The 19,164-nt window shown below is 61.2% G+C and carries 19 protein-coding genes and 1 tRNA gene; 12 read left to right on the forward strand and 8 right to left on the reverse strand.

Features of this window, described 5'->3' with window-relative positions; all coding sequences use genetic code 11:
- Window positions 1-43: 43 nt before the first annotated feature.
- The 7 genes from ATE62_RS01650 to ATE62_RS01675 all read left to right on the forward strand — a co-directional run bounded on the left by ATE62_RS01650 (window position 44) and on the right by ATE62_RS01675 (window position 4,205).
- Window positions 44-1,648: a sensor histidine kinase gene (locus ATE62_RS01650; protein ID WP_058454275.1), complete on the forward strand. Its 1,605-nt coding sequence runs from the start codon at window positions 44-46 to the stop codon at window positions 1,646-1,648.
- A 16-nt stretch (window positions 1,649-1,664) separates the two neighbouring features.
- Complete coding sequence (locus tag ATE62_RS01655) at window positions 1,665-2,024, forward strand: response regulator (RefSeq protein WP_035449975.1); 360 nt, start codon at window positions 1,665-1,667, stop codon at window positions 2,022-2,024.
- Window positions 1,957-2,190, forward strand: a complete 234-nt coding sequence (locus ATE62_RS24070) for a hypothetical protein (protein WP_082657574.1) — start codon at window positions 1,957-1,959, stop codon at window positions 2,188-2,190. The genes ATE62_RS01655 and ATE62_RS24070 overlap by 68 nt, the downstream gene beginning before the upstream one ends.
- On the forward strand, window positions 2,187-2,501 hold the full coding sequence (gene grxC / locus ATE62_RS01660) for a glutaredoxin 3 (protein ID WP_058454276.1): 315 nt from the start codon (window positions 2,187-2,189) through the stop codon (window positions 2,499-2,501). The genes ATE62_RS24070 and grxC overlap by 4 nt, the downstream gene beginning before the upstream one ends.
- Before the next feature lie 21 nt (window positions 2,502-2,522).
- On the forward strand, window positions 2,523-2,804 hold the full coding sequence (locus tag ATE62_RS01665; protein ID WP_058454277.1) for a DUF427 domain-containing protein: 282 nt from the start codon (window positions 2,523-2,525) through the stop codon (window positions 2,802-2,804).
- A 38-nt stretch (window positions 2,805-2,842) separates the two neighbouring features.
- Window positions 2,843-3,598 (forward strand): SDR family NAD(P)-dependent oxidoreductase, encoded by a 756-nt coding sequence (locus tag ATE62_RS01670; RefSeq protein WP_058454278.1) that lies wholly within the window; start codon window positions 2,843-2,845, stop codon window positions 3,596-3,598.
- 160 nt (window positions 3,599-3,758) lie between these two features.
- Window positions 3,759-4,205, forward strand: coding sequence for a nuclear transport factor 2 family protein (locus ATE62_RS01675; RefSeq protein WP_058454279.1), 447 nt, complete (start codon window positions 3,759-3,761; stop codon window positions 4,203-4,205).
- A 488-nt stretch (window positions 4,206-4,693) separates the two neighbouring features.
- Here ATE62_RS01675 and istB read toward each other — a convergent pair whose 3' ends face one another.
- Window positions 4,694-5,422: an IS21-like element helper ATPase IstB gene (gene istB, locus ATE62_RS01680; protein ID WP_058454280.1), complete on the reverse strand. Its 729-nt coding sequence runs from the start codon at window positions 5,420-5,422 to the stop codon at window positions 4,694-4,696.
- Complete coding sequence (gene istA, locus ATE62_RS01685) at window positions 5,409-6,923, reverse strand: IS21 family transposase (protein ID WP_058454281.1); 1,515 nt, start codon at window positions 6,921-6,923, stop codon at window positions 5,409-5,411. The genes istB and istA overlap by 14 nt, the downstream gene beginning before the upstream one ends.
- A gap of 342 nt (window positions 6,924-7,265) precedes the next feature.
- Between istA and ATE62_RS01690 the strand changes: the two genes are divergently transcribed.
- From ATE62_RS01690 to ATE62_RS23510, 4 genes are read left to right on the forward strand one after another with little or no spacing between them, the layout of a single operon-like run.
- Window positions 7,266-7,760, forward strand: coding sequence for a Dps family protein (locus ATE62_RS01690; RefSeq protein WP_058454282.1), 495 nt, complete (start codon window positions 7,266-7,268; stop codon window positions 7,758-7,760).
- A 29-nt stretch (window positions 7,761-7,789) separates the two neighbouring features.
- Window positions 7,790-8,644, forward strand: coding sequence for an alpha/beta fold hydrolase (locus tag ATE62_RS01695; protein ID WP_058454283.1), 855 nt, complete (start codon window positions 7,790-7,792; stop codon window positions 8,642-8,644).
- A gap of 2 nt (window positions 8,645-8,646) precedes the next feature.
- Entirely contained in the window at window positions 8,647-9,132 is a 486-nt protein-coding gene (locus tag ATE62_RS01700; protein WP_058454284.1) for a peptide-methionine (S)-S-oxide reductase, read from the forward strand.
- Between the two features lie 3 nt (window positions 9,133-9,135).
- Window positions 9,136-9,297, forward strand: coding sequence for a hypothetical protein (locus ATE62_RS23510; RefSeq protein WP_156420411.1), 162 nt, complete (start codon window positions 9,136-9,138; stop codon window positions 9,295-9,297).
- Between the two features lie 24 nt (window positions 9,298-9,321).
- Here the strand turns inward: ATE62_RS23510 and ATE62_RS01705 are convergent, their stop codons facing one another.
- The 5 genes from ATE62_RS01705 to ATE62_RS01725 all read right to left on the reverse strand — a co-directional run bounded on the left by ATE62_RS01705 (window position 9,322) and on the right by ATE62_RS01725 (window position 16,975).
- Complete coding sequence (locus ATE62_RS01705; protein WP_058454285.1) at window positions 9,322-10,353, reverse strand: hypothetical protein; 1,032 nt, start codon at window positions 10,351-10,353, stop codon at window positions 9,322-9,324.
- Window positions 10,350-11,540, reverse strand: a complete 1,191-nt coding sequence (locus ATE62_RS01710) for a GIY-YIG nuclease family protein (protein ID WP_058454286.1) — start codon at window positions 11,538-11,540, stop codon at window positions 10,350-10,352. Before ATE62_RS01710 ends, ATE62_RS01705 begins: the two co-directional genes overlap by 4 nt.
- Complete coding sequence (locus ATE62_RS01715; RefSeq protein ID WP_058454287.1) at window positions 11,533-13,578, reverse strand: DEAD/DEAH box helicase; 2,046 nt, start codon at window positions 13,576-13,578, stop codon at window positions 11,533-11,535. The genes ATE62_RS01710 and ATE62_RS01715 overlap by 8 nt, the downstream gene beginning before the upstream one ends.
- Window positions 13,575-16,355: a class I SAM-dependent DNA methyltransferase gene (locus ATE62_RS01720; protein ID WP_058454288.1), complete on the reverse strand. Its 2,781-nt coding sequence runs from the start codon at window positions 16,353-16,355 to the stop codon at window positions 13,575-13,577. Before ATE62_RS01720 ends, ATE62_RS01715 begins: the two co-directional genes overlap by 4 nt.
- A gap of 543 nt (window positions 16,356-16,898) precedes the next feature.
- A tRNA-Arg gene (locus ATE62_RS01725) sits at window positions 16,899-16,975 on the reverse strand.
- Between the two features lie 290 nt (window positions 16,976-17,265).
- Here ATE62_RS01725 and ATE62_RS01730 point away from each other — a divergent pair.
- A complete protein-coding gene (locus ATE62_RS01730; RefSeq protein WP_058806733.1) occupies window positions 17,266-18,312 on the forward strand; it encodes a YeiH family protein in 1,047 nt (348 codons plus the stop codon).
- A 30-nt stretch (window positions 18,313-18,342) separates the two neighbouring features.
- Here ATE62_RS01730 and ATE62_RS01735 read toward each other — a convergent pair whose 3' ends face one another.
- Window positions 18,343-19,131: a zinc-ribbon domain-containing protein gene (locus tag ATE62_RS01735; protein ID WP_058806732.1), complete on the reverse strand. Its 789-nt coding sequence runs from the start codon at window positions 19,129-19,131 to the stop codon at window positions 18,343-18,345.
- Between the last annotated feature and the right edge of the window lie 33 nt (window positions 19,132-19,164).

Raw genomic sequence — 19,164 nt, forward strand, 5'->3', positions numbered from 1 at the left:
TCGGCCACGCTCGACCTTCGCGGCATCATCCAGGAGAACTGCGGTGAGCCTGAGCGCTGACAGAACCGATTTCGGGGCGGCACAACGGGCGCGGGCGCTTGCAGACCTCATGGTGCTCGACACACCGGATGAGCAAGCCTTCGACGATCTCGTTTTTGTCGCCGCAAAGGCCTGTGACGTTCCCATCGCGCTCATCACCCTGCTGGATACTGACCGGCAATGGTTCAAAGCCAAGTACGGGCTTGAGGTATGCGAGACGGAGATCGAACACTCGGTCTGTCGGATCGAGATCGATCAGGGCGATCTTCTCGAGATCGTCGATCTCACAAATGATGCGCGGACCAAGCGCAATCCGCTCGTCACAGGTGCCAGGCACTTTCGCGCCTACGCTGGCGCACCGCTCGTCCTGCGATCCGGAGCGATCGTGGGTCGCCTGTGCGTCATCGATACCGTTCCGCGGCCTAAAGGGCTCAGCGAGATGGAAAAGGCGATGCTGCAGGCGCTTGCCCGTCTCGCCAGCGAAAATCTCGAGCTGCGCCGGATCGCAACCGCGAGCGAGCGCCTCACAGCCCTGCAGACTGCCTTGGTCGAGATCGGCGAGACCATTCGGAGCAGCCACGATACCGCAGAGATGGCTTCGGCGACCGCCGCCATCGTCGGCCGAGCGCTCTCCGCGGACCGAGCCGGGTTCGGATCCGTCAACGAGGACGTCGATACGATCGACGTCGAAACCGATTGGACGGCGCCCGGGGCCGTGAGCATTGCCGGGCGCCACCGTCTCGACGAGTACGGGAACTTGCGCGAGCCGCTCGTCGTTGGCGACCCTCTCGTTGTTTGGGACGCCCTGACCGACGATCGCACTCTGCACAATCTAGAGAGCGCAATGCGGGTCGGCGTTCGGTCGCTGGTCGACATGCCGGTTCGAGATCGTGGCAAAACCATCGCCGTTTTCTTCGTTCATTCGGCGCATCCCCGACCTTGGCCCGCAGAGGAAATCTCGTTCCTGCGAAGTGCGGCAGACCGGCTCGAGGCAGGCGTCGCGAGGCATCGTACCGAGCAGCAGCAACTCATAGTGAACGGCGAAATTGCTCACCGCCTGAAGAACATGCTCACCATGGTGCAGGCCATCGCGAGCCAAACGCTGCGAAGCGTCACCGATCGCGAAGCGGTCTACGCCTTCGAGCGTCGGCTGATGGCTTTGAGCGCGGCGCACGACGCCTTGCTTCAAAGGAGTTGGACACAAGCTGATCTACAAGCTGTCGCGGCGACAGTGATCGACGCGATCGGGTTCTCAGATCGGGTCGACATGAGTGGGCCGGCGGTGGCGCTGGGGCCACGAGCGGCGCTCTCGTTTTCCCTCATCGTCCACGAGTTGCTGACGAACGCCTGCAAATACGGCGCGCTGACCAGTGACGACGGCCACGTCTCGCTGTCGTGGGATGTCGAAGTCGGCCAGGACGACGACCTTCTCCGCGTAAAATGGCGAGAACGGGGTGGGCCACCGGTTGTGCCGCCAACTCGCCGAGGCTTTGGATCGAAGCTGATCAACATCGGCCTGGTCGGCACCGGAGGCGTCGATGTTCGCTTCGAGCCCGCCGGGTTAACGGCCGATCTGCACGCCTCCATGCGTCACCTGGTTCAAGGTTGATGGGAGTATGGGTGGAATGGTGAAACCCGTGGTGCTCGTCGTCGAAGACGAACCACTTCTCCGTCTGTTTGCGACGGACATGATCGAGGAGGCGGGCTTCGAAGTCTTGCAGGCGCCGAATGCATCCGCCGCGCTCATGACCTTGGAGGAACGACTGGATGTGCGCGTCGTGTTCACGGACGTGAACATGCCCGGCGGGATCGATGGCATCATGCTCGCCATTTGCATCCGCCGGCGGTGGCCGACCATTCAGATCATCATCACGTCCGGGAGGCCTTGGCCGGTCGAGGCCGTCGTTCCAGCGGACGTTGTGTTCTTCGCCAAGCCATACCGGCAAGACCGGGTTTTGGACACGGTCCGAAAGATGGCGGCGTGATGCCCAGCGCCTCAACCAACTCGGACGCCAAAGCGGCGAGGTCCACGAGTGCACCTTCGAAATCGAGCTTCTCTACCCCGGGGCGCAAGCCTTTGCCTTCACCTTCGGATGGCCCCCGCGAATCCGGCCGGCCCGTCATCCCTCAACGATTGGAGACACGACATGAAGCCTGAAGTCCTCATCTACACCACGAGTTGGTGCCCGTTCTGCCGCCGCGCGAAGGCGCTCCTCCAAGAGAAGGGCGTGGCATTCACCGAGCTTGATATCGAAGCCGATCCTGCACACCGGAAGGCGATGATCGAGTCGTCGGGGCGAAGCACCGTGCCGCAGATCTTCATCAACGAGACGCATGTCGGCGGCTCCGACGATCTCGTTGCGCTCGATGCAACTGGCTCGCTCGACAAGCTGCTTGCCGGACAACCCCGGCAAACTGATTTGTCCCGCCCGATAGGGCCACTGGGCGATGCAAGTGGCTGAACGACAAGAGAGGATTCCGGTTTGGTCTCAGCAGTTTGGAACGATGTCATCCTCGCGGTCAGCGACGAGACTGTGGTGGTGGACGGAAACCATTATTTCCCGCCTCAATCGGTTGACCGGCAGTATCTGGAACCGAGCGAGTACACGTCTGTCTGTCCCGTGAAGGGGACGGCGCAATACTTCCATCTCCAGGTCGGCGACCGGCGCAATGCAAACGCCGCCTGGACGTACGCCGACCCTTCTCCGGCGGCGCACTCCATCAAGGATCACATCGCCTTCTGGAAAGGCGTCAACGTCGCTTAGCCGTCAGCCGGCCATTAGACTTCAAAAAGGAACCGCCGATGTCGAAAGTTTTGGACGGCAAAGTCGCTATCATCACGGGTGGCTCTCGGGGCCTTGGCGCCGTGCTGGCGGCGACGCTCGCCGATCAGGGAGCCGATATTGCTATCACCTACGCTGCTTCGGCCGATAAAGCCGAGTCCGTCGCCGAGGTGGTGAGGGCCAAAGGCGTTCGCGCTCTCGCGATCCGATGCGATCAAGCGGATACGTCCGCCGCCAAGCCCATGGTCGAGCAGGTCGTAGCTGAACTCGGCAAGCTCGACATCTTGATCAACAACGCCGCAATCGCCGTCCAAGGAAAATTGGTCGACGATCCGACGCTCGATTCCGCTGCGTTCGACAGGCAGTGGATGGTCAATGTGCTTGGGACCGTGGCGATCACGCGCGCGGCGGCCCAGAAAATCTCTGACGGTGGCCGCATTGTCTTCATCGGTTCCGGCCTGGGTACCCGAGCGATCGTGCCGGGAATTGCCGACTACGCAGGAACCAAGGCAGCGATCACAGGATATGCCCGAGGGGTGCAGCGCGATCTTGGCCCACGCAACATTACCGTCAATGTGGTCCAACCTGGCATCATGCCGACGGACATGACCGGAGAAGTTGCTGAGAATTTTCCGCAGGCCGTCATCGATATGCATCCCATCCGTCGGATCGCCACGATTGAAGAAGTGGCGGGCGCCGTCAGTTACCTCGTTAGTCCCGCTGCAAGCTACACAGCTGGCGCGGTGATAGATGTGTCAGGGGGCGTCCTGGTCTGAAACGATGCGCGACGGGCGTGTCACGCGGATAGCTGAAGGACGATCGCTTCCGCGCCTCAGCGCTCCGTTGAAATCCGGGCAGCAGATCGGCTGATCCTGCAGGGCCCATTATTCTCGAAGCCATAGTGGATAAAGCTTCCGCATTTCAGGAGTTCATAGAGTGCCGAATACAGAGCTAACCCAAGAGCGCATCGCCATCGCCACCGACTATTTCCGGAAAATCGACAGTGGAGATCCCACCATTCTCGATATTCTGACTGACGATGTCGTGACGTACTTCCCGAAGTTCGGAGTTGGATATGGCAAAGCCGAATTCATGGAAGTCGCCAAGGGTCTGTTGGGGTCGCTTCAGCGGATCGAGCACGATTTCGATCGCATGACCTTCCACGTAGCCGGCGACCACGTGATCGTCGAAGGCTTTGAAGGTGGCGTTATGGCTGACGGCACGGCGTGGCCGGTTGAAGGCCGGTCCGAAGGCCGTTTCGCCAACGTATTCGAGTTCGACGGCACGCTTATCAAGCGTGTTTTCATCTACGTGGACCCCGACTTCGCTAGCGCTAATGACGCGGGGTTTCTTTGGGGCCGCAACGTCAGACTGACGCGATGACCCCAATCGCATGGCGCGGCGCTCACGTTCGCAGGGCGAAGGCCGATTGGCGGTGATGCAGAATGGACCATCCAGAATTCGATACGGCTTTCGAGCGCCTGCCTGAGGGGTATAGCGAAGGCGCTTACGAAGACAGGCGTTTCGGCGTGACGGTTCGTCGGTCGGAGGATGGACGGAGGAACAGCCTTTTTGCTCGAGAACTAGCCGGGAACGACATAGTCAGCTTCAATCTGTATCGCGTTGCTTCGGGCAGTGCGTCGCTGAAGCCGTGCGAGATGTCCTCGGAGAAGGTTATCGCTTTCGTATTGTGTCAAACGGCGTTGAAAATTGACCCCCTATCGGCGTCCAAAATTGACCCCTCTGGTCTCTGTTCCCGGACCGGCGGCGAGGCGCGTAGCGGTCAGCTAGCGCAGCGCGTCGCCGCCGGGTGAGCTGCGTGAGATTCAGCTGCCCGGAGGGGGTCTGGGGGAGGTTGAATAGATTGTGGATCAAGCCCTGGTCTTGAGGCGCCAGCTGTCGTTGCCGGTCTCGACGATGTCGCAGTGATGGGTCAGGCGGTCGAGCAGCGCCGTGGTCATCTTGGCGTCGCCGAAGACGGTGGGCCATTCGCCAAAGGTCAGGTTGGTGGTGATGATCACTGAGGTGCGCTCGTAGAGCTTGCTGATCAGGTGGAAGAGGCGCTGGCCGCCGGACTGGGCGAATGGCAGGTAGCCGAGCTCGTCGAGCACCACGACGTCCAGACGCGAGAGCTGGGCGGCCAAGGCGCCGGTCTTGCCGCGCCGGGCCTCGTCCTCAAGACGGTTCACCAGATCGACGGTGTTGAAGTAGCGCCCGCGCGCGCCGGCTCGCACGACGTTGGCGGTGATGGCGATGGCCAGGTGGGTCTTGCCGGTGCCCGTGCCGCCGATCAGGACGATGTTGCGGTGATCGGCCAGGAAGGAGCCGCCATGCAGGGCGCGCACGAGGCTCTCGTTGATAGGCGAGCCCTCGAAGGTGAAGTGCGCCAGGTCCTTGAGCACCGGCAACTTGGCGGCGGTGATCCGGTAGCGGATCGAGGCGGCCTGACGATGGGCGGCCTCGGCCTTCACGAGGTCAGCCAGAATCTCCATGGCGGTGCGCTTGCGCTGCAGGCCCGTGGTGACGGCGTCATCGAAGGCGCCGGCCATGCCCTTGAGGCCCAACTCGCTCAGGGCCTGGATCATCTCATGCCGCTGCACAGGAGCCTCGCAGCAGGTCGTAGCGCGCGCAGTCGGCGATCGGCGGGTGGCTCAAAGCCAGGGCTTGGCAAGTCGTGATCGCATCGGGCCTGGGCGGCTCGCGTCGGCGGGCCAGGATGTTGAGGATTACCTCGTCGCTGGCGACGCCGGCGTCGAGCGCTTCCTGGACAGCGTGGTCGACGGCGTCGAGGCCATCGTCCAGCACCGCCGCCAGGACCCGCACGAAGCGCCGGTCGGCCTCGTCGCCAGAGCCCAGCCGCTTGCGCAGCCTGTTGAAGGCGGGCGGCAGCGCCCATTCCTGGAATGGCGCGCCGTTGCGCAGCGCCCCGGGCTTGCGAGCCAGGACGGGCAGGTAGTGCCAGGGATCGTAGACAGTATGGTCACGGCCAAAGCCGCGCGGGTGATCGGCCACCACCTCGCCGTCGCACAGCACCATGATCCGGTCGGCGTAGGCGCGGATCTGGACGGCTCGTCGCGCGGCCTTGGCCTGCACCGAGTAGCGGTTGCGATCGAAGGTGATCAGGCAGGTGGCCTGGGCGACGGCCTCGATCTGGTGGAAGCCGTCGAAGGGGCCGGCGAAGGGAGCCAGGAACGGCCGCTCAGCCTCGTAGACATCCCAGACGACGCGATCGCGGTGCTCGGGATGGCGATCGTTGCGGGCCCGGCGCACGCACTCGGCCTCCAGCCAGCCGTTCAGCTCCTCCAGGCTCCGGAAGCGTAGGCGCGGCTTGAAGATGTTGTCACGGGCGTAGCCGACCTGGTTCTCAACCTGGCCCTTCTCCCATCCCGAGGCTGGCGTGCAGGCCACCGGCTCGATCAAATAGTGCGAGCACATCTGCTCAAAGCGCCGGTTGAAGCGGCGGGTCTTACCGGTGAACACCGCTTCAACGGCGGTCTTCATGTTGTCGTAGATGCCCCTTCGGGTGACGCCGCCGAACGCCTGGAAGGCCCGGGCATGGGCGTCGAACACCATCTCCTGGGTCTCGCGCGGATAGGCCCGGATGTAGAAGCGGCGGCTATGGCAGAGGCGCACGTGGGCGACCTTCACCGTCAGAGGTGTGCCGCCGATCTCGACCTGCTCGTGGCTCCAGTCGAACTGATAGGCGTCGCCCGGCGCGAAGCTCAACGGCACGAAGGCCTCGACCGGAGAGCTCACGCCTCGGTGCTGAACCGACCAGCGCCCCGCATAGCGCCGCACCGCGTCGTAACCGCCGTCATAGCCCTCCCGGCGCAGCAGATCGCTGATCCGCATCAGCGTCAGCCGATCCTTGCGAGCGCCGGACGCATTGGCCTCCAGTAGCGCCTCCAGCCGCTCGATGAACGGCCCCAGCTTCGGGTGCGGCTGCTCGCGGCGCTCGTACTCCAGCGAGGTCGCTCCCGACCTCAAAACCTTGCGCACCGTGTTGCGCGCCAGGCCCATCTCCCGCGCGATCGTCTTCACGCCCTTGCCCCGCGCGAAGTGCTCGCGCCGGATCTTCGCCACCGTCTCCACTACCAACATCCCCGTCTCGATCCGCGGCTACACAAGCCGCCGATCTGGCCATCAAAGCCTCAAGGACAGGGGGTCATTTTTGGACGCCGATATCCCCGAGATGGGGGTCACTTTTGCAAGCCGAAACACACGTATTGGGCTATCAGCCGAATGCCTGATGAGCATGTGGGGTTCACTGCCTTCCTATGCTCCCATGCCGCTCCAAGCGCCCCTTCTGGTCGCCAGAACTATCGAAACTATAGACACAGGCCATTGGACTTCGATCTGAGGTAAATTCATCTTCTATACCTCAGCGTGCCAGAGAATCGGCGCTGATCTTTTGCGCAAGCCCTCATCGAGGAAGTTCACGCGATGACAAATTCCAGTGCTGCAACCGTGCCTTCACCATCTGACCTCGACGAAAACGCGACCATGACGGTCGCGGATGCGTTGAAGATCATTTTGGCGAACAGCTATGCGGTCTACCTCAAGACCAAGAACTTTCACTGGCATGTCTCGGGCCCGTACTTCAGGGACTACCATCTGCTTCTTGATGAGCAAGCTGCGGAGATCCTAGCAGCGACCGATGCGATGGCGGAGCGCGCCCGGAAGACCGGAAATACGACCATACGATCGATCGGCGATATCGCCCGCCACCAGACAATCAAGGACAACGACGCGGAATTCGTCACGCCGCAGGACATGCTGGCGGAGCTGCGCGCCGATAATCTTCACATGGTCGAGTCGCTGCGCCGCGCAAAGGACGTCGCCGACGAGGCGAAGGACAACGCGACCTCCGGCCTGATCGATACCTGGACCGACGAGGCGGAACGCCGAGCGTGGTTCCTTTTCGAAGTTAGCCGATAGGTCTGCTACTCAAAGGATCGGATCGTTTCATGGCACCTAACGATGGGCAGACCCAGTTCCTCCAGACAGAGGGCGGTAGGATAGCCTTCGACGATACGGGCGGAACCGGACCTCTCGTCGTAGGCATCCCAGGAATGGGAGACCTGCGCTCCGAGTATCGGCTCATCAAGCCCATGCTGCAGCATGCGGGATGCCGAGTGGTGACGATGGACGTCCGCGGGTTCGGCCAATCGTCGCCGGAGTGGTCGGATTACTCCGCGCGAGCGGTCGGCCGTGACGCCGTCGCCATCCTCCGACAGTTGGCTGCCGGGCCAGCCGTGATCATGGGCAACTCGTTCGCAGCCGGCTCCGCGCTTTGGGCTGCCAAGGAAGCTCCTAGTCACGTCAACGGGGTGGTGCTGCTCGGTCCGATCGTTCGCGACCTTCCCCTCACGACGATCCAGAAACTTGTCCTTGGGCTCGGATTTGCGGGGCCATGGCGAACCTGGTTTTGGACCACTTACTGGAGCAGCCTATTCCCGACGAAACCGGCGCCGGATCACGCTGAGGTAAAAGCGGCGATTGCTGCAAACCTCAGGGAGCCAAAGCGCATGCAGGCTCTCTTGACGATGCTCTCATTGTCGAAGTCCGACACCGCAGCGATCTTGGACGAGATCTCTGTGCCGAGCCTCATCGTCATGGGCACAAAGGATCCCGATTTCCCGGACCCCGTCGAAGAAGCCCGGAGCTTGGCTTCCAGGCTCAATGGGGAAACCATGATTGTCGAGGGTGCCGGGCACTACCCTCATGTCGAAATGGCGAACGATGTCGGACAGCGGATCATCGCGTTCGTGCGCCAGCTCGATAGGTCTGGCCCGGCCGTTGTGCCTTTGCGCGGGAGTTGAGTATGGCGAAGGTGGGCTTTGGAGGAGGTTGCCACTGGTGCACCGAGGGCGTTTTCCAAGCGTTGCGCGGCGTCACGCAGGTCGACCAGGGTTTTCTGCAATCGGCCGCTCCGGCTGACACCTGGGCCGAGGGGGTGATTGTAACGTTCGAACCCTCCGTTATCGGGCTGGGGACACTGTCCGAGGTGCACCTGCGCACACACTCCGCTACACGTGCCCGCTCACCGCAGAACAAATACCGAAGCGCGATCTATATCTTTGACGAGAGCCAGCGGGTCGAAGCCGACGAGGCGATACGCGAATTCGCTGAGGAGGCTGGCACGCCCGTCCACACCGTCGTCCTGCCGTTCGCGGGCTTCAAAGCTTCGGACGAGCGCTACCAGAACTATTATCGCACTGACCCGAACAGACCCTTCTGTCGTCGATACATCGATCCGAAGCTCGACTTCATCCGCAAACATTTTTCGGAGAACGCGTTGCCTGAGTAGCCAATGCTGCGCTGGCATTCCTCCCGACACGGACTTCTGCCGCTTCAGGCGCAGCGTTCAATCAAGCTGGCGGATTGGCGTCCGCAGCGTGGTACACCCCATAAGAGCCGCTTCGCGATCGCTGCCAAGTCGACGGCCGCAAAAGGTTTGAAGCCGGGCTTTTGAGAACGGCTCGCAACTAGTGATTGTCTAGTCGGCTATCGGTCCAAAACGTCTCCCACTCGCCATTGCCTTGACGTCGTGCAGCCTGTTGCCAAAGGCCGTGAGGAAATCGTCCGCTTCCAATGCCCACATCTTGAACCGGTTGCCGCTGCGGCGAAACACAAGAACCTTGCCGTCATAGAGGTCAAAACCATGCGTTTCAGGGATCGGCAGCGTTATCTTCTCCATCAGATTATTGCCAAGTCTTAAGTCTCGCGAAACGAGGCCGCCGCTCGGCGGTTCAAATGTAATGGTCCCGATTACCGAGTTGCGCGCAAGATTCGCAGGGGGATTAAAGCCAAAGAAACCGCTCATCCCTCTCGGCAAATCGATCTGGTTCCCAGGACGATGCGGTCCACGATTCTGTGTGACGTAGCCAGCCTCAATCCAGAACATGTTTGGGGCTGGTTGGCCGGCTTCGTCCTCATCTTCAGCCGTTACCGCAGCGAAATCTGCCTTCCAGCGTTCCTCATATATCTCCAGGATATCGTCCAGCGGTGTGGCTTGTGCCCAAAGGTCATCGGCCATCGCCTCGATATTGCGGATCCTGCGTTCGTATTCCACTTGAACATCGGTGCAGATCGAGGCTCCCGCCTCGATACTCTTCCGCAGGCCGTTTGAGGAAAAGTTGCCGGACCCTACGATCATCCCCGCTCGGCCGTTGGTACGGTTTGCCAATATCGATGACTTCGCATGGAAGTCTCGGCGGGGCAGAAATCCGTTTTGCTCGACAATCCACGCCCCATCGTAGATGCGGACCTCCGCATTGGGTTTGTCGCTGATTATCCGTAGGGCGTAAGGCTGGGTCCGTCCGTAATCCAGCCCGAACAACCATCGCGATTGCGTTCCGGCCCAAAAGGCAGGCGACATCGCAATGCTGAAGGCGGAAGCGCCGGACTGAGTGGCGTAGGCGTATACGCCCAAATATTCTTCCGAGCCGATCCAATCGTGAGCCCGTTGTATCTCCGAGAGGGTCGTAGGTGAATTCTGATCGCTGTGAAGGAACGTGCGCAGCCTCATGCCTTGTTCCCCGATCGAACGAGGGCGGCTTTGCTTGGGTCGTAAACGAACCCAGTGATCGAGCCGTCTTTGATGCGATCGACCGCTTCGTCGATGACGAACAGCGGCACAAGAAACCATTCCTGCGGCACCACAGGATTACCGAAGCGATCGGTAATGGTGATGTCCAGCCGCGCGGGATCGAAAACGCGGTGGATGAGACGCTCCAGCTTGGCACGATTGATGTTGAAGAGATCGTAGGTCGCGACGATTTCTACGTCGGCCATCATGAATGTCGGCTGCAAGCGCGCGCCTGCGATACGCTGTTCGACACTCATGTTCGTTACGCCGATCTTGTGGACCAGATCGCGATTAGCGGCAACGGTTGGATAATCGGACTTGCTCCGAAGCACGTAGATCGTGCCGGAAGCCAGATCATCGCCGGCGTGCTCACCGGAAAACAGCGGCCCTGCAACGGGGTCGGTTATACGCCTTCCGACCTCGTCTTTATGCAGCGCCCGCTGGAGCGAGCGCATGAGCATATTGCTCTCGGTGCCGTTGTCGAAAACCACACGGAGCCGAGCATCGGTCTTGCCCTGCGCGTTGACGAAGACCTCCTCCATATCGGCAACATAAGCCTTTTGCCCGCTGACGATGAACCATGCGCCGGGGCCGATCTCCGCTTTCATTTCGAACGGACGCGTTTCGCGCAGACCGGAATCGATCTCGGCCTGAACGGCTTCGAACAAAGGTTCAAACCGCTCAAAATCCTCACACCGCTCACGGTTGGCGATTTCCTCCGCTGCACGCTTTTCGGCGGTCGTTCGCACATGACGAAGTTCGGTGATGTCGGCCGATCCTGCCGCGCCTTCTAGCTCGGCGAGTAGCTCATCCTCGTCCATTTCCTCCACCGACGAGGCGGAAGCGCTCTCCGCACCAGTCAGCAATCCTTGATGGTCGAGCGGCGCTAGAAGGGAGTGGCACTCCTCTAGACCACGAAGACGGTCAAGCCGGACGGCATAGAGCCGCTCGAAAACATCCCCTTCTTCGCCGTGCTTCGGGGCGCGGCCATGCTCCTCGGTGAAGCGCTGGATTTCCTCAAAACCCGCAATGATGCGCTCCTCACGCTGGGAGCGTCCGGCGTTCTTTTCCGGCTGGGCAAACTCGGCCAGCTCCTCGCGCAGTTCATCGAGGTTGAGATCACTCATAGCGGCCCTCATCCTTGAAGCGGACAAACGCGGCCGCGCCCTCTGCCATGCGCTTTTCCCACGCATCGGTCGCACTGATGGAAGGAAGCCGTCCGCGCTCGTTCTTGAACTTCACGGCGCGCACGGCCAGTTCCTTGGCCTCATCGGGCGTGAGGGTCGTGCGTTTGGCTGCGATGGCGGCAGCTACCTGTTTGAGGCTTTCCTCGCTCATCGTTTTTGCAAGGATGGCGTATGCTTCGCCGAATGGGTTGATCCGGTCGATAAGATCAATGTCGAGTTCGGTGACGCTAAGCGCGAATTTACGCACGCCATCGATCAGGGCAGTGTTAGCGCTCGGCTCGCCATCTGCTTCCTTCTTCGCCTGCTGCGTCAGGGTGAGCGCGGCGATAGCGTGCTGGCGCACCGCCTCCTGGTCCTCGTCGCTCAGCTCGGGATACTTATCCTTGATGATCTTCCCGAGACGCACTTGCGTAAGCTCCTCTGGCACGAGCTCCTCGTCGAACAGACCTCTCTCGATCGCGGTCTTGTCTTGCACGAAGGCCGCGATCACCTCGTTGAGGTCCTCCTGACAGATGCGCGCAGCTTCGCTGGATTTAGGCTCCACAAGCCCGTTGATTTCGATCTGGAACTGGCCGGTCTGCTCGTTGAAGCCGACATTGCATTTGGTGGGGTCGTATCCGCCTTCGCCATAGTCGAAGCCAGGCGAAGGGCCGCTCGCCGGATTCTTTGGCTTGAATTCGAAGCGCGGCGCAAGAACCTGCTCCATGAGGAGGCTTGCGGCGATGGCCTTAAGTGTGTCGTTCACCGCTTCGGTAACAGCCGCCTCCGACGCATCGGGTTCCGCGATCAGATTGGTGAAGCGAGCACGGGTCTTGTTCGGCGCATCTCTCGTGGCGCGTCCAATGATCTGGACGATCTCGGTCAGGCTGGAGCGGTATCCGACTGTGAGGGCATGCTCACACCAAATCCAGTCAAAACCCTCCTTCGCCATCCCGAGCGCGATGATGATGTCCACAAAATCTCGGTTGTTCTTCTGCCTGGGATCCTTGAGCGCCAGCGAGACACGATCCCGCTTGACCGGATCGTCATCGACGAGATCGGCGATGCGCAGAATTCGCCCCTCGAGCGTTTTGACGAGTTGAAAGCCTGTGAGCGGATCAGCCCCTTGCCACTCGCCCAGCTCGCCGATGATGTGCTCGACCTCCTTGATCTTGTCCTTCGTGCTCTCGCGCGAGTTGACGTTCGGAATGTGGATGATCGTCTTCTCGGCGGGATCAAGCACCCCAAGAATGTCGTCGGCATAGGAGCCGGAATAAAAGAAGTATCCGATGTCGAGTTGCTTGAGATACTCGTAGCCGTTGAGCTGCTCGTAATAGGTGTAGGTGACGCTCTCGAACTTCGCTTCGTCGTGCGGCGCGAGCACGGCCTCCGCGTCGCCACGGAAATACGAGCCCGTCATCGCCACGATATGCACGCGGTCACGGGCCATAAACTGGCCGAGATGCTGACCGAGCTTGTTGTCGGGATTGGCCGAGACGTGGTGGAACTCGTCCACCGCGATCAGGCGGCCATCGAATCGCTCCACGCCGTATTCGTCCACGGCGAAGCGGAACGTGGCGTGGGTGCAAACCAGCACCTTGTCCTCGCTATCAAGAAAGGCGACGACGGACTTGACCTTACCGCCGTTGTCCCCGCCAGGCGCATTGCAGAGATTCCACCTCGGCTCGACATGCCAGTCGGCCTCAAAGCCGTACCGGGTGAGCGGCTCGTCATTGAAGCTGGAGCCGATCGATTTTTCCGGCACGACGATGATAGCCTGCTTCACGTCTTGATGCGCCAGCTTGTCGAGCGCGATGAACATCAGCGCACGGCTTTTCCCGGAGGCTGGAGGCGACTTGATGAGAAGGTACTGCTCACCGCGCTTTTCGAAGGCGCGCTCCTGCATGGGCCGCATGCCGAGCGCATTGGCTTTGGTCGAAGCGCCGTTGCGCACATATGAAACCGAAACAGAGGGGACGGATCTCTTTTCGTCGGTCATGCGTTTGCCCCCGCCCTGCGTCTTCTGGTTTCGCCCTGCGAAGTGGTCATCTTCGTGTAAAGATCGAACAGTTTCTCCAGCCGCTCGGTATCATTGCGAAATCTCCGCCCGATATAGATGCGCTCCAGAACCTCGTCGTTGTGCTCGTGCGCCTGCCGCAGGTCAGACGGCATGTGCTCGGGCTCATAGAGATCTGCAATCGTTGCAGGAAAATGGGCCTCACGGGCGAGGAGAATATCTTCCGCGCATCGTGTCAGATCAGCCTTGTTCTTGTCGGTGAGGATTGGAACCGGAAAGGTGTTCCAGCCAATCGTATTCGAGTATCGGAAGTCCGTTTTTAGCTTTCCGCAGACGGTGGCGACCCAGACCAGATGAAGCCGCGACGCCACGATCGACATATTCCACAACGGTGCATCGTAGAGGGCGAACAACAGATCGCTTACGATCGTCTCCCGATCGAAAAGATGCACGGGCAGGTAGGGGCGTCTTTCCGACGACACTTTCGCCACGGCCAGTGTGTAGCGCTTGGCAGTGCCCGCGATCTGGACGAACCGATAGGGCTTGGAAGCGAAATCCCGAGTCGATGCGGCTGCGCTGCTGGCGCGGAAATCCCGCACGCGGGCTAACAGGGCTCGTAAATATGGGTGGGCCTCCGCAAACTCGGAGTCCTTGGCCTCGATCCAAACGCACCAGCGGGGCTTTCCCTGAATCATCTGCTCGGAGCCCAGATAGGGCCGGACGAACCGACCCAACTCGGGATACTGGTGGAGAACCTGCCTACGCTCATCTGGCGACAAGATGAAATGGCCGCCATCACGCGGCATGTTTCCAAAGAGCATTGGAGATAGACCTCCGATCGGGCTTCGTGCCGCATCGACGGAAGTGTTGGCGCCGGCCGCAAGGTAGGCGTTGATGTTGCTCACCTGCCGCTCGGTCACCGAACCGTCATCGGCGATCGAGAACAGGCGTTTGGAAGCCGGTGCCTCCCGCGAAATGGCGACGATTGCCACAATCACGCCCGCGTTGTGGCTCGCAAGATTGGCCCATTTGAATGAGGTATGGGCAAACGAGATCTGGTGGCCGGTGCCGAAAATCAGGGGCCACAGGATCGGAACCTGTTGTCCCTGACAGACCGAATTGGTTGAAACGAACGCCGCAGCGGCGTTCGATCTCAAGCCGTAATCCGCAGCCTTCATGAACCAGCCTGCGACATAGTCTAGGGACTTCCATGCGGGCGTGCGACTGTCAAAAATCGCCCTTAAATCGTCCTTCTGATCCTCGTTCTGCCACTTACTTCCGAGGTAAGGCGGGTTACCACAAATGTACGTTTCGCCACCCTCATTCTCGAAGTCGATTTGAGCCTGGTCGAGCGGGATGCTGAATAGATCTTCACCTACCAGTTTCACCCCTGTTCCGGTTGGAGGGCAAATGCTTAGCCAATCTAGGCGCAGGGCGTTGCCTCTAAAAATCCAGTTCTGGGCATCAAGCGGCAGAAGGTCCGCAAGAGCCAGCTTTTGGCCTCGATAGAGCACGTCGCACTGGTACTCTGCAATTATGAGCGCAAGTCTCGCAATCTCTGCAGGGAAGTCACGCAACTCGATACCGCGGAAGTTCGTCACCGGGATATCAGAAGGTCGATCGGCTTCGCCACGCCGCGTGTTGATAGTGGCTTCGATATCGCGCATTTCCTTGTAGGCAATGACAAGGAAATTTCCGCTGCCGCAGGCTGGATCGAACACTCTGATTTTCGATAAGCGTTTGCGCAGATTAAATAGCGTGCGAGCGTTGTCGCCAGCTTCTTCGAGCCGCTGCCGCAAATCATCGAGGAATAGCGGATTCAGTACCTTCAGAATGTTCGGCACGCTGGTGTAGTGCATCCCGAGCGCACTGCGCTCTTCGTCGTCTGCGACGGCTTGGATCATCGACCCAAAAATATCGGGATTGATCTGCCTCCAGTCGAGCTTCCCTATATGGATTAAATATGATCGCGCGATCCGGCTGAAGCTCGGTACGTCCGTGTTTCCCGAGAACAGCCCGCCGTTCACGTAGGGAAACGGCTCGGCCCATCGAGGAAGAGACGCCGAACTTCGATCTTCGCCTTTGGTGTTCATTGCGCGGAAGAGCGTGCCTATGACACTATGGGTGTTTGACGAGTCTTTCGCGCTCATCTTATCGATTGTGTCGGTAAATAGCCTTGTCTTGCTGAAGATGTCTGTGTCTTCGGCGAAAAAGCAGAAGATCAAGCGCGCCATGAAATGATTCATGTCGGGCCGCCGCTCTGCCGTGCCCCAATCAGGATTGTCCTTCAAAAGCTCGACATAGAGGCGATTGAGGCGACTAGTCGCTCTGATGTCGAACGAGTTATCGCGGATTTGCTGAACGGTCGAAATCCCTGCAAGCGGCAGGAAGAAGCCGAAATGATCAGGAAAATCCCCATATGCGGACGCGACGGTCTCGCCGCTCTCGATATCTTCCGCCTCGAACATATCGCCATCCGTCGCGAGCACGAACTTCGCCTTGGCCCGCGAGGTGGCTGGACTGGCCCTTAGCGCGAGAAGGGTTTTCGTGACCTCTCCCACGGCGCAGCTAACGATATGGATGTTGTTAGTTTGGAGGACTCCGCCCATGTCCGACTTGTTCGACACGCCGCTTCGCAGGCGCTTGATAGTGGTTTCCTTGTTGCCGAAGGCCTCTAGAAACGCGAAGGGGAATTCCACTGGGTCGAATGGGCGCTCGGCCAAATCGCTAACGGCTTGCTCAATTTCAACCGCGTTCATTTCTTCTCCGCCCCGACTCTTGAAGCGCCCGCATTACTGGTGTGCAAACTGATGTAATTCTTCATAAATTCGCGAATGACTTGTGCAGCAGGCCGGTCCTGCTCCCGGCATGCTGCTAGGAATTTCTCCCTTAAATCCCGCTCAATGCGGATGCGAAGCCCTGAGTCCTTCATGGCCCTATGTGTACCCGGCGGATACACATGGCACCATCAATTTCGGGACTGGCGTGTCTTAATAAGCCGAAAATCGGGGGACATCTCGGTGGGGTCGGCGGCCAGGCTTTGAAAGCAAACGGTTCACAGAACATACACCGCCGCGATGAGGCGCAGGCCTCTGCCGGCCGGGGCTGGCACTGGGCCATACAGGGAAGGCCGAGTATCGGAGCTCATCGCAGGTGATGTCCGTGCTCCAAGCCCGGCTCAAAGTTGTGGAAACTGGAGTGGGTCTACTCCGCCCCGCCGTCACAGACCAAACTGTGACGTAAGTCTGAGTAGCTTCGAATGGGGAGCAGTCGCTCGACCCAGAAGTCAATCAAGGCAGGGATGGCGCACCCATCAGGATTCGAACCTGAGACCTCTACCTTCGGAGGGTAGCGCTCTATCCAGCTGAGCTATGGGTGCCTATTGCTTACGCCGTGCTTACGCGGAAAACCTGTGAGTTGGAAGCTCTACTCGCGTTTCTCGCAAACCTTTGTAAACGAACTCCTTTTCGTCATCACTTAAAGACCAGCCGCCCTTGACATCAGCCTTCGGAGGGCAGCGCTCTATCCAGCTGAGCTACGGGTGCCGGTAGAGCGCGGCCTCTAGCAAGCAAGGGCGCTGCCAGCAATGGCCTATCGACGCTAAGCCGCGGATGTGCAAAGCGAGGCGCGCAGGGGGCAGAGGTGAAGGCATCCGACTACGACTGGCCGATGGCCGCCGACCTCTATGGCGAGATGCAGCTCGAGGCGCATCCGCCCGCGCGGCACAGCTGGCGCGACTTTGCGCCGGGCATCCTCGTCACCGCCATCGCGGCGCTTGCCGCCGCGTGGCTCGCCGACCATTATGCCGCGCCGATCGTGCTGATGGGGCTGCTGATCGGCCTCGCCCTCTCCTTCCTGTCGCAGGACAAGCGCACTCACGCGGGGCTCGACCTGATGTCGCAGACCGCGCTCCGCTTCGGCATCGTCCTCGTCGGCGCGCGGATCACCGCCGACCAGCTCGTCGACCTCGGCCCCCTGCCCTTCGCCTTGCTCGTGCTGATCATGGTCGCGGTAATCGCGGTGACCGTCGCGACCGCGCGCCTGTTCCGGCAGGACCGCCACGCCGCCTTGCTCGCGGGCGGCGCGACCGCGATCTGCGGCGCGTCGGCGGCGCTCGCGCTCTATTCGCTGATCGGCGACAAGCGCGTCGATCAGGCGCGCTTCACGCTGACGCTCGTCGGGATCACCGTGGCGAGCGCGCTGGCGATGACGCTCTACCCCGTGCTCGCGGCGCAGCTCGGCCTCAGCGACGCACAGGCGGGCTTCCTGATCGGCGCCTCGATCCACGACGTCGCGCAGGCGATCGGCGGCGGCTTTTCCTTCTCGCCCCCCGCGGGCGAGGTCGCGACGATCGTCAAGCTGACGCGCGTCGCATTGCTCGCGCCCATGCTGATGCTCGTCGGGCTGTGGCTCGCGCGGAGCGGCGGCGGCGAAGATGGAATCGGGGCGGGCAAGCACATTCCCTTGCGCCTGCCCTGGTTCATCCTCGGCTTCCTCGCCATCGCCGCGCTCAACTCGCTCGTCGCGATCCCCAAGCCCGTCACCGACGGCGCCGCGACCGCCGCGCAGGCGCTGCTGCTGCTCGCGATCGTCGCGACCGCGATGAAGGCGCGGCTCCACCTGCTGCTCGACCAGGGCTGGCGCAGCTTCGCGCCGATCATCGTCGCGACGCTGACGAGTTTCCTGCTGTCGCTGGGGGCCGCGCTGTTGCTGTGACGCCGTGGCGTCAGGCTAAGTGTCTGGAAATCAGCCCTTCGGCAACGCCCAGCTCACCGTCAGCTGCGTCGCGCGGCGCGGGATGTCGAGCTTGGCCTCGCTGAAATTGACCTTCTCGTTCGGCGGCAGCATGCGCACCGGCGGCTTGATCGTCCAGCTGTAGACGATCGTCCCCTGCGCATCGCGCAGTTCGGCAAGGATCGGCGGCACGCGTTGTTCGCGATCGGTCGGGTTGATGATCACCCCCGACGCCGCAAAATAGATGGTGCCGTCGGCGAGTTCGCGGTGATCCTGGTTCGGCGGCAGCTCGATGACGAGGTCGGGCTCGTCGCTCATCCCCGGAATGCCCAGCCCCTGCGCCCAGCCCGGCAGCCCGAACCAGTAGAGCCCCGCGGTCGCGGCGATCATCAGCGCCGCGGCACCGCCTGCGATCAGCGTCCAGCGCTTTGCCGGGTTGCGGCGCGGGCGGCGGAAGGGCAGCGGCGCCTCGCTGTCGGTGACGGTGACCTTCTTTTCGACCGGCGGCGTGGCAAAAGCCGCGGCGGGCGGCGCTTCGGTGGGCTCGCGCGGGGCCGGAGCCGGCGCTTCGACGCGCGGCGCGGACACCGGGACTTCGGGCGCGGCGCCCGCGGGCTGCTGCTCGACCGGCGCGGACGCGGGCTGCGGAGCCGGAGCGGCGACGGCCGCCGCCGCGCCGCTCGCGGGCTCCTGGAACCAGCTGTGGCGGCAATTGGCGCAGCGCACGGTGCGGCCGTTGGCGCCGATCGCCGTATCGGGAACGACGTAACGCGTGTGGCAGGCAGGACAGGCGAGGATCATGGATTCCCTCTAAACACGGCGATTCGCGGCATG

This window comes from Sphingopyxis sp. HIX (assembly GCF_001468285.1).
In the GTDB taxonomy this organism is placed as follows: domain Bacteria; phylum Pseudomonadota; class Alphaproteobacteria; order Sphingomonadales; family Sphingomonadaceae; genus Sphingopyxis.

Excerpts from the sequence above, each read along its gene's own strand:
- ATE62_RS01690 (WP_058454282.1), top strand. The coding sequence starts at position 7,266 with ATGACAAATTCCAGTGCTGCAACCGTGCCTTCACCATCTGACCTCGAC.
- ATE62_RS01700 (WP_058454284.1), top strand. The coding sequence starts at position 8,647 with ATGGCGAAGGTGGGCTTTGGAGGAGGTTGCCACTGGTGCACCGAGGGC.
- grxC (WP_058454276.1), top strand. The coding sequence starts at position 2,187 with ATGAAGCCTGAAGTCCTCATCTACACCACGAGTTGGTGCCCGTTCTGC.
- ATE62_RS01735 (WP_058806732.1), bottom strand. The coding sequence starts at position 19,131 with ATGATCCTCGCCTGTCCTGCCTGCCACACGCGTTACGTCGTTCCCGAT.
- ATE62_RS01705 (WP_058454285.1), bottom strand. The coding sequence starts at position 10,353 with ATGAGGCTGCGCACGTTCCTTCACAGCGATCAGAATTCACCTACGACC.
- ATE62_RS01695 (WP_058454283.1), top strand. The coding sequence starts at position 7,790 with ATGGCACCTAACGATGGGCAGACCCAGTTCCTCCAGACAGAGGGCGGT.
- ATE62_RS01730 (WP_058806733.1), top strand. The coding sequence starts at position 17,266 with ATGGCCGCCGACCTCTATGGCGAGATGCAGCTCGAGGCGCATCCGCCC.
- ATE62_RS01720 (WP_058454288.1), bottom strand. The coding sequence starts at position 16,355 with ATGAACGCGGTTGAAATTGAGCAAGCCGTTAGCGATTTGGCCGAGCGC.
- ATE62_RS01715 (WP_058454287.1), bottom strand. The coding sequence starts at position 13,578 with ATGACCGACGAAAAGAGATCCGTCCCCTCTGTTTCGGTTTCATATGTG.
- ATE62_RS01655 (WP_035449975.1), top strand. The coding sequence starts at position 1,665 with ATGGTGAAACCCGTGGTGCTCGTCGTCGAAGACGAACCACTTCTCCGT.
- ATE62_RS23510 (WP_156420411.1), top strand. The coding sequence starts at position 9,136 with ATGCTGCGCTGGCATTCCTCCCGACACGGACTTCTGCCGCTTCAGGCG.
- ATE62_RS01670 (WP_058454278.1), top strand. The coding sequence starts at position 2,843 with ATGTCGAAAGTTTTGGACGGCAAAGTCGCTATCATCACGGGTGGCTCT.
- ATE62_RS01710 (WP_058454286.1), bottom strand. The coding sequence starts at position 11,540 with ATGAGTGATCTCAACCTCGATGAACTGCGCGAGGAGCTGGCCGAGTTT.
- istA (WP_058454281.1), bottom strand. The coding sequence starts at position 6,923 with ATGTTGGTAGTGGAGACGGTGGCGAAGATCCGGCGCGAGCACTTCGCG.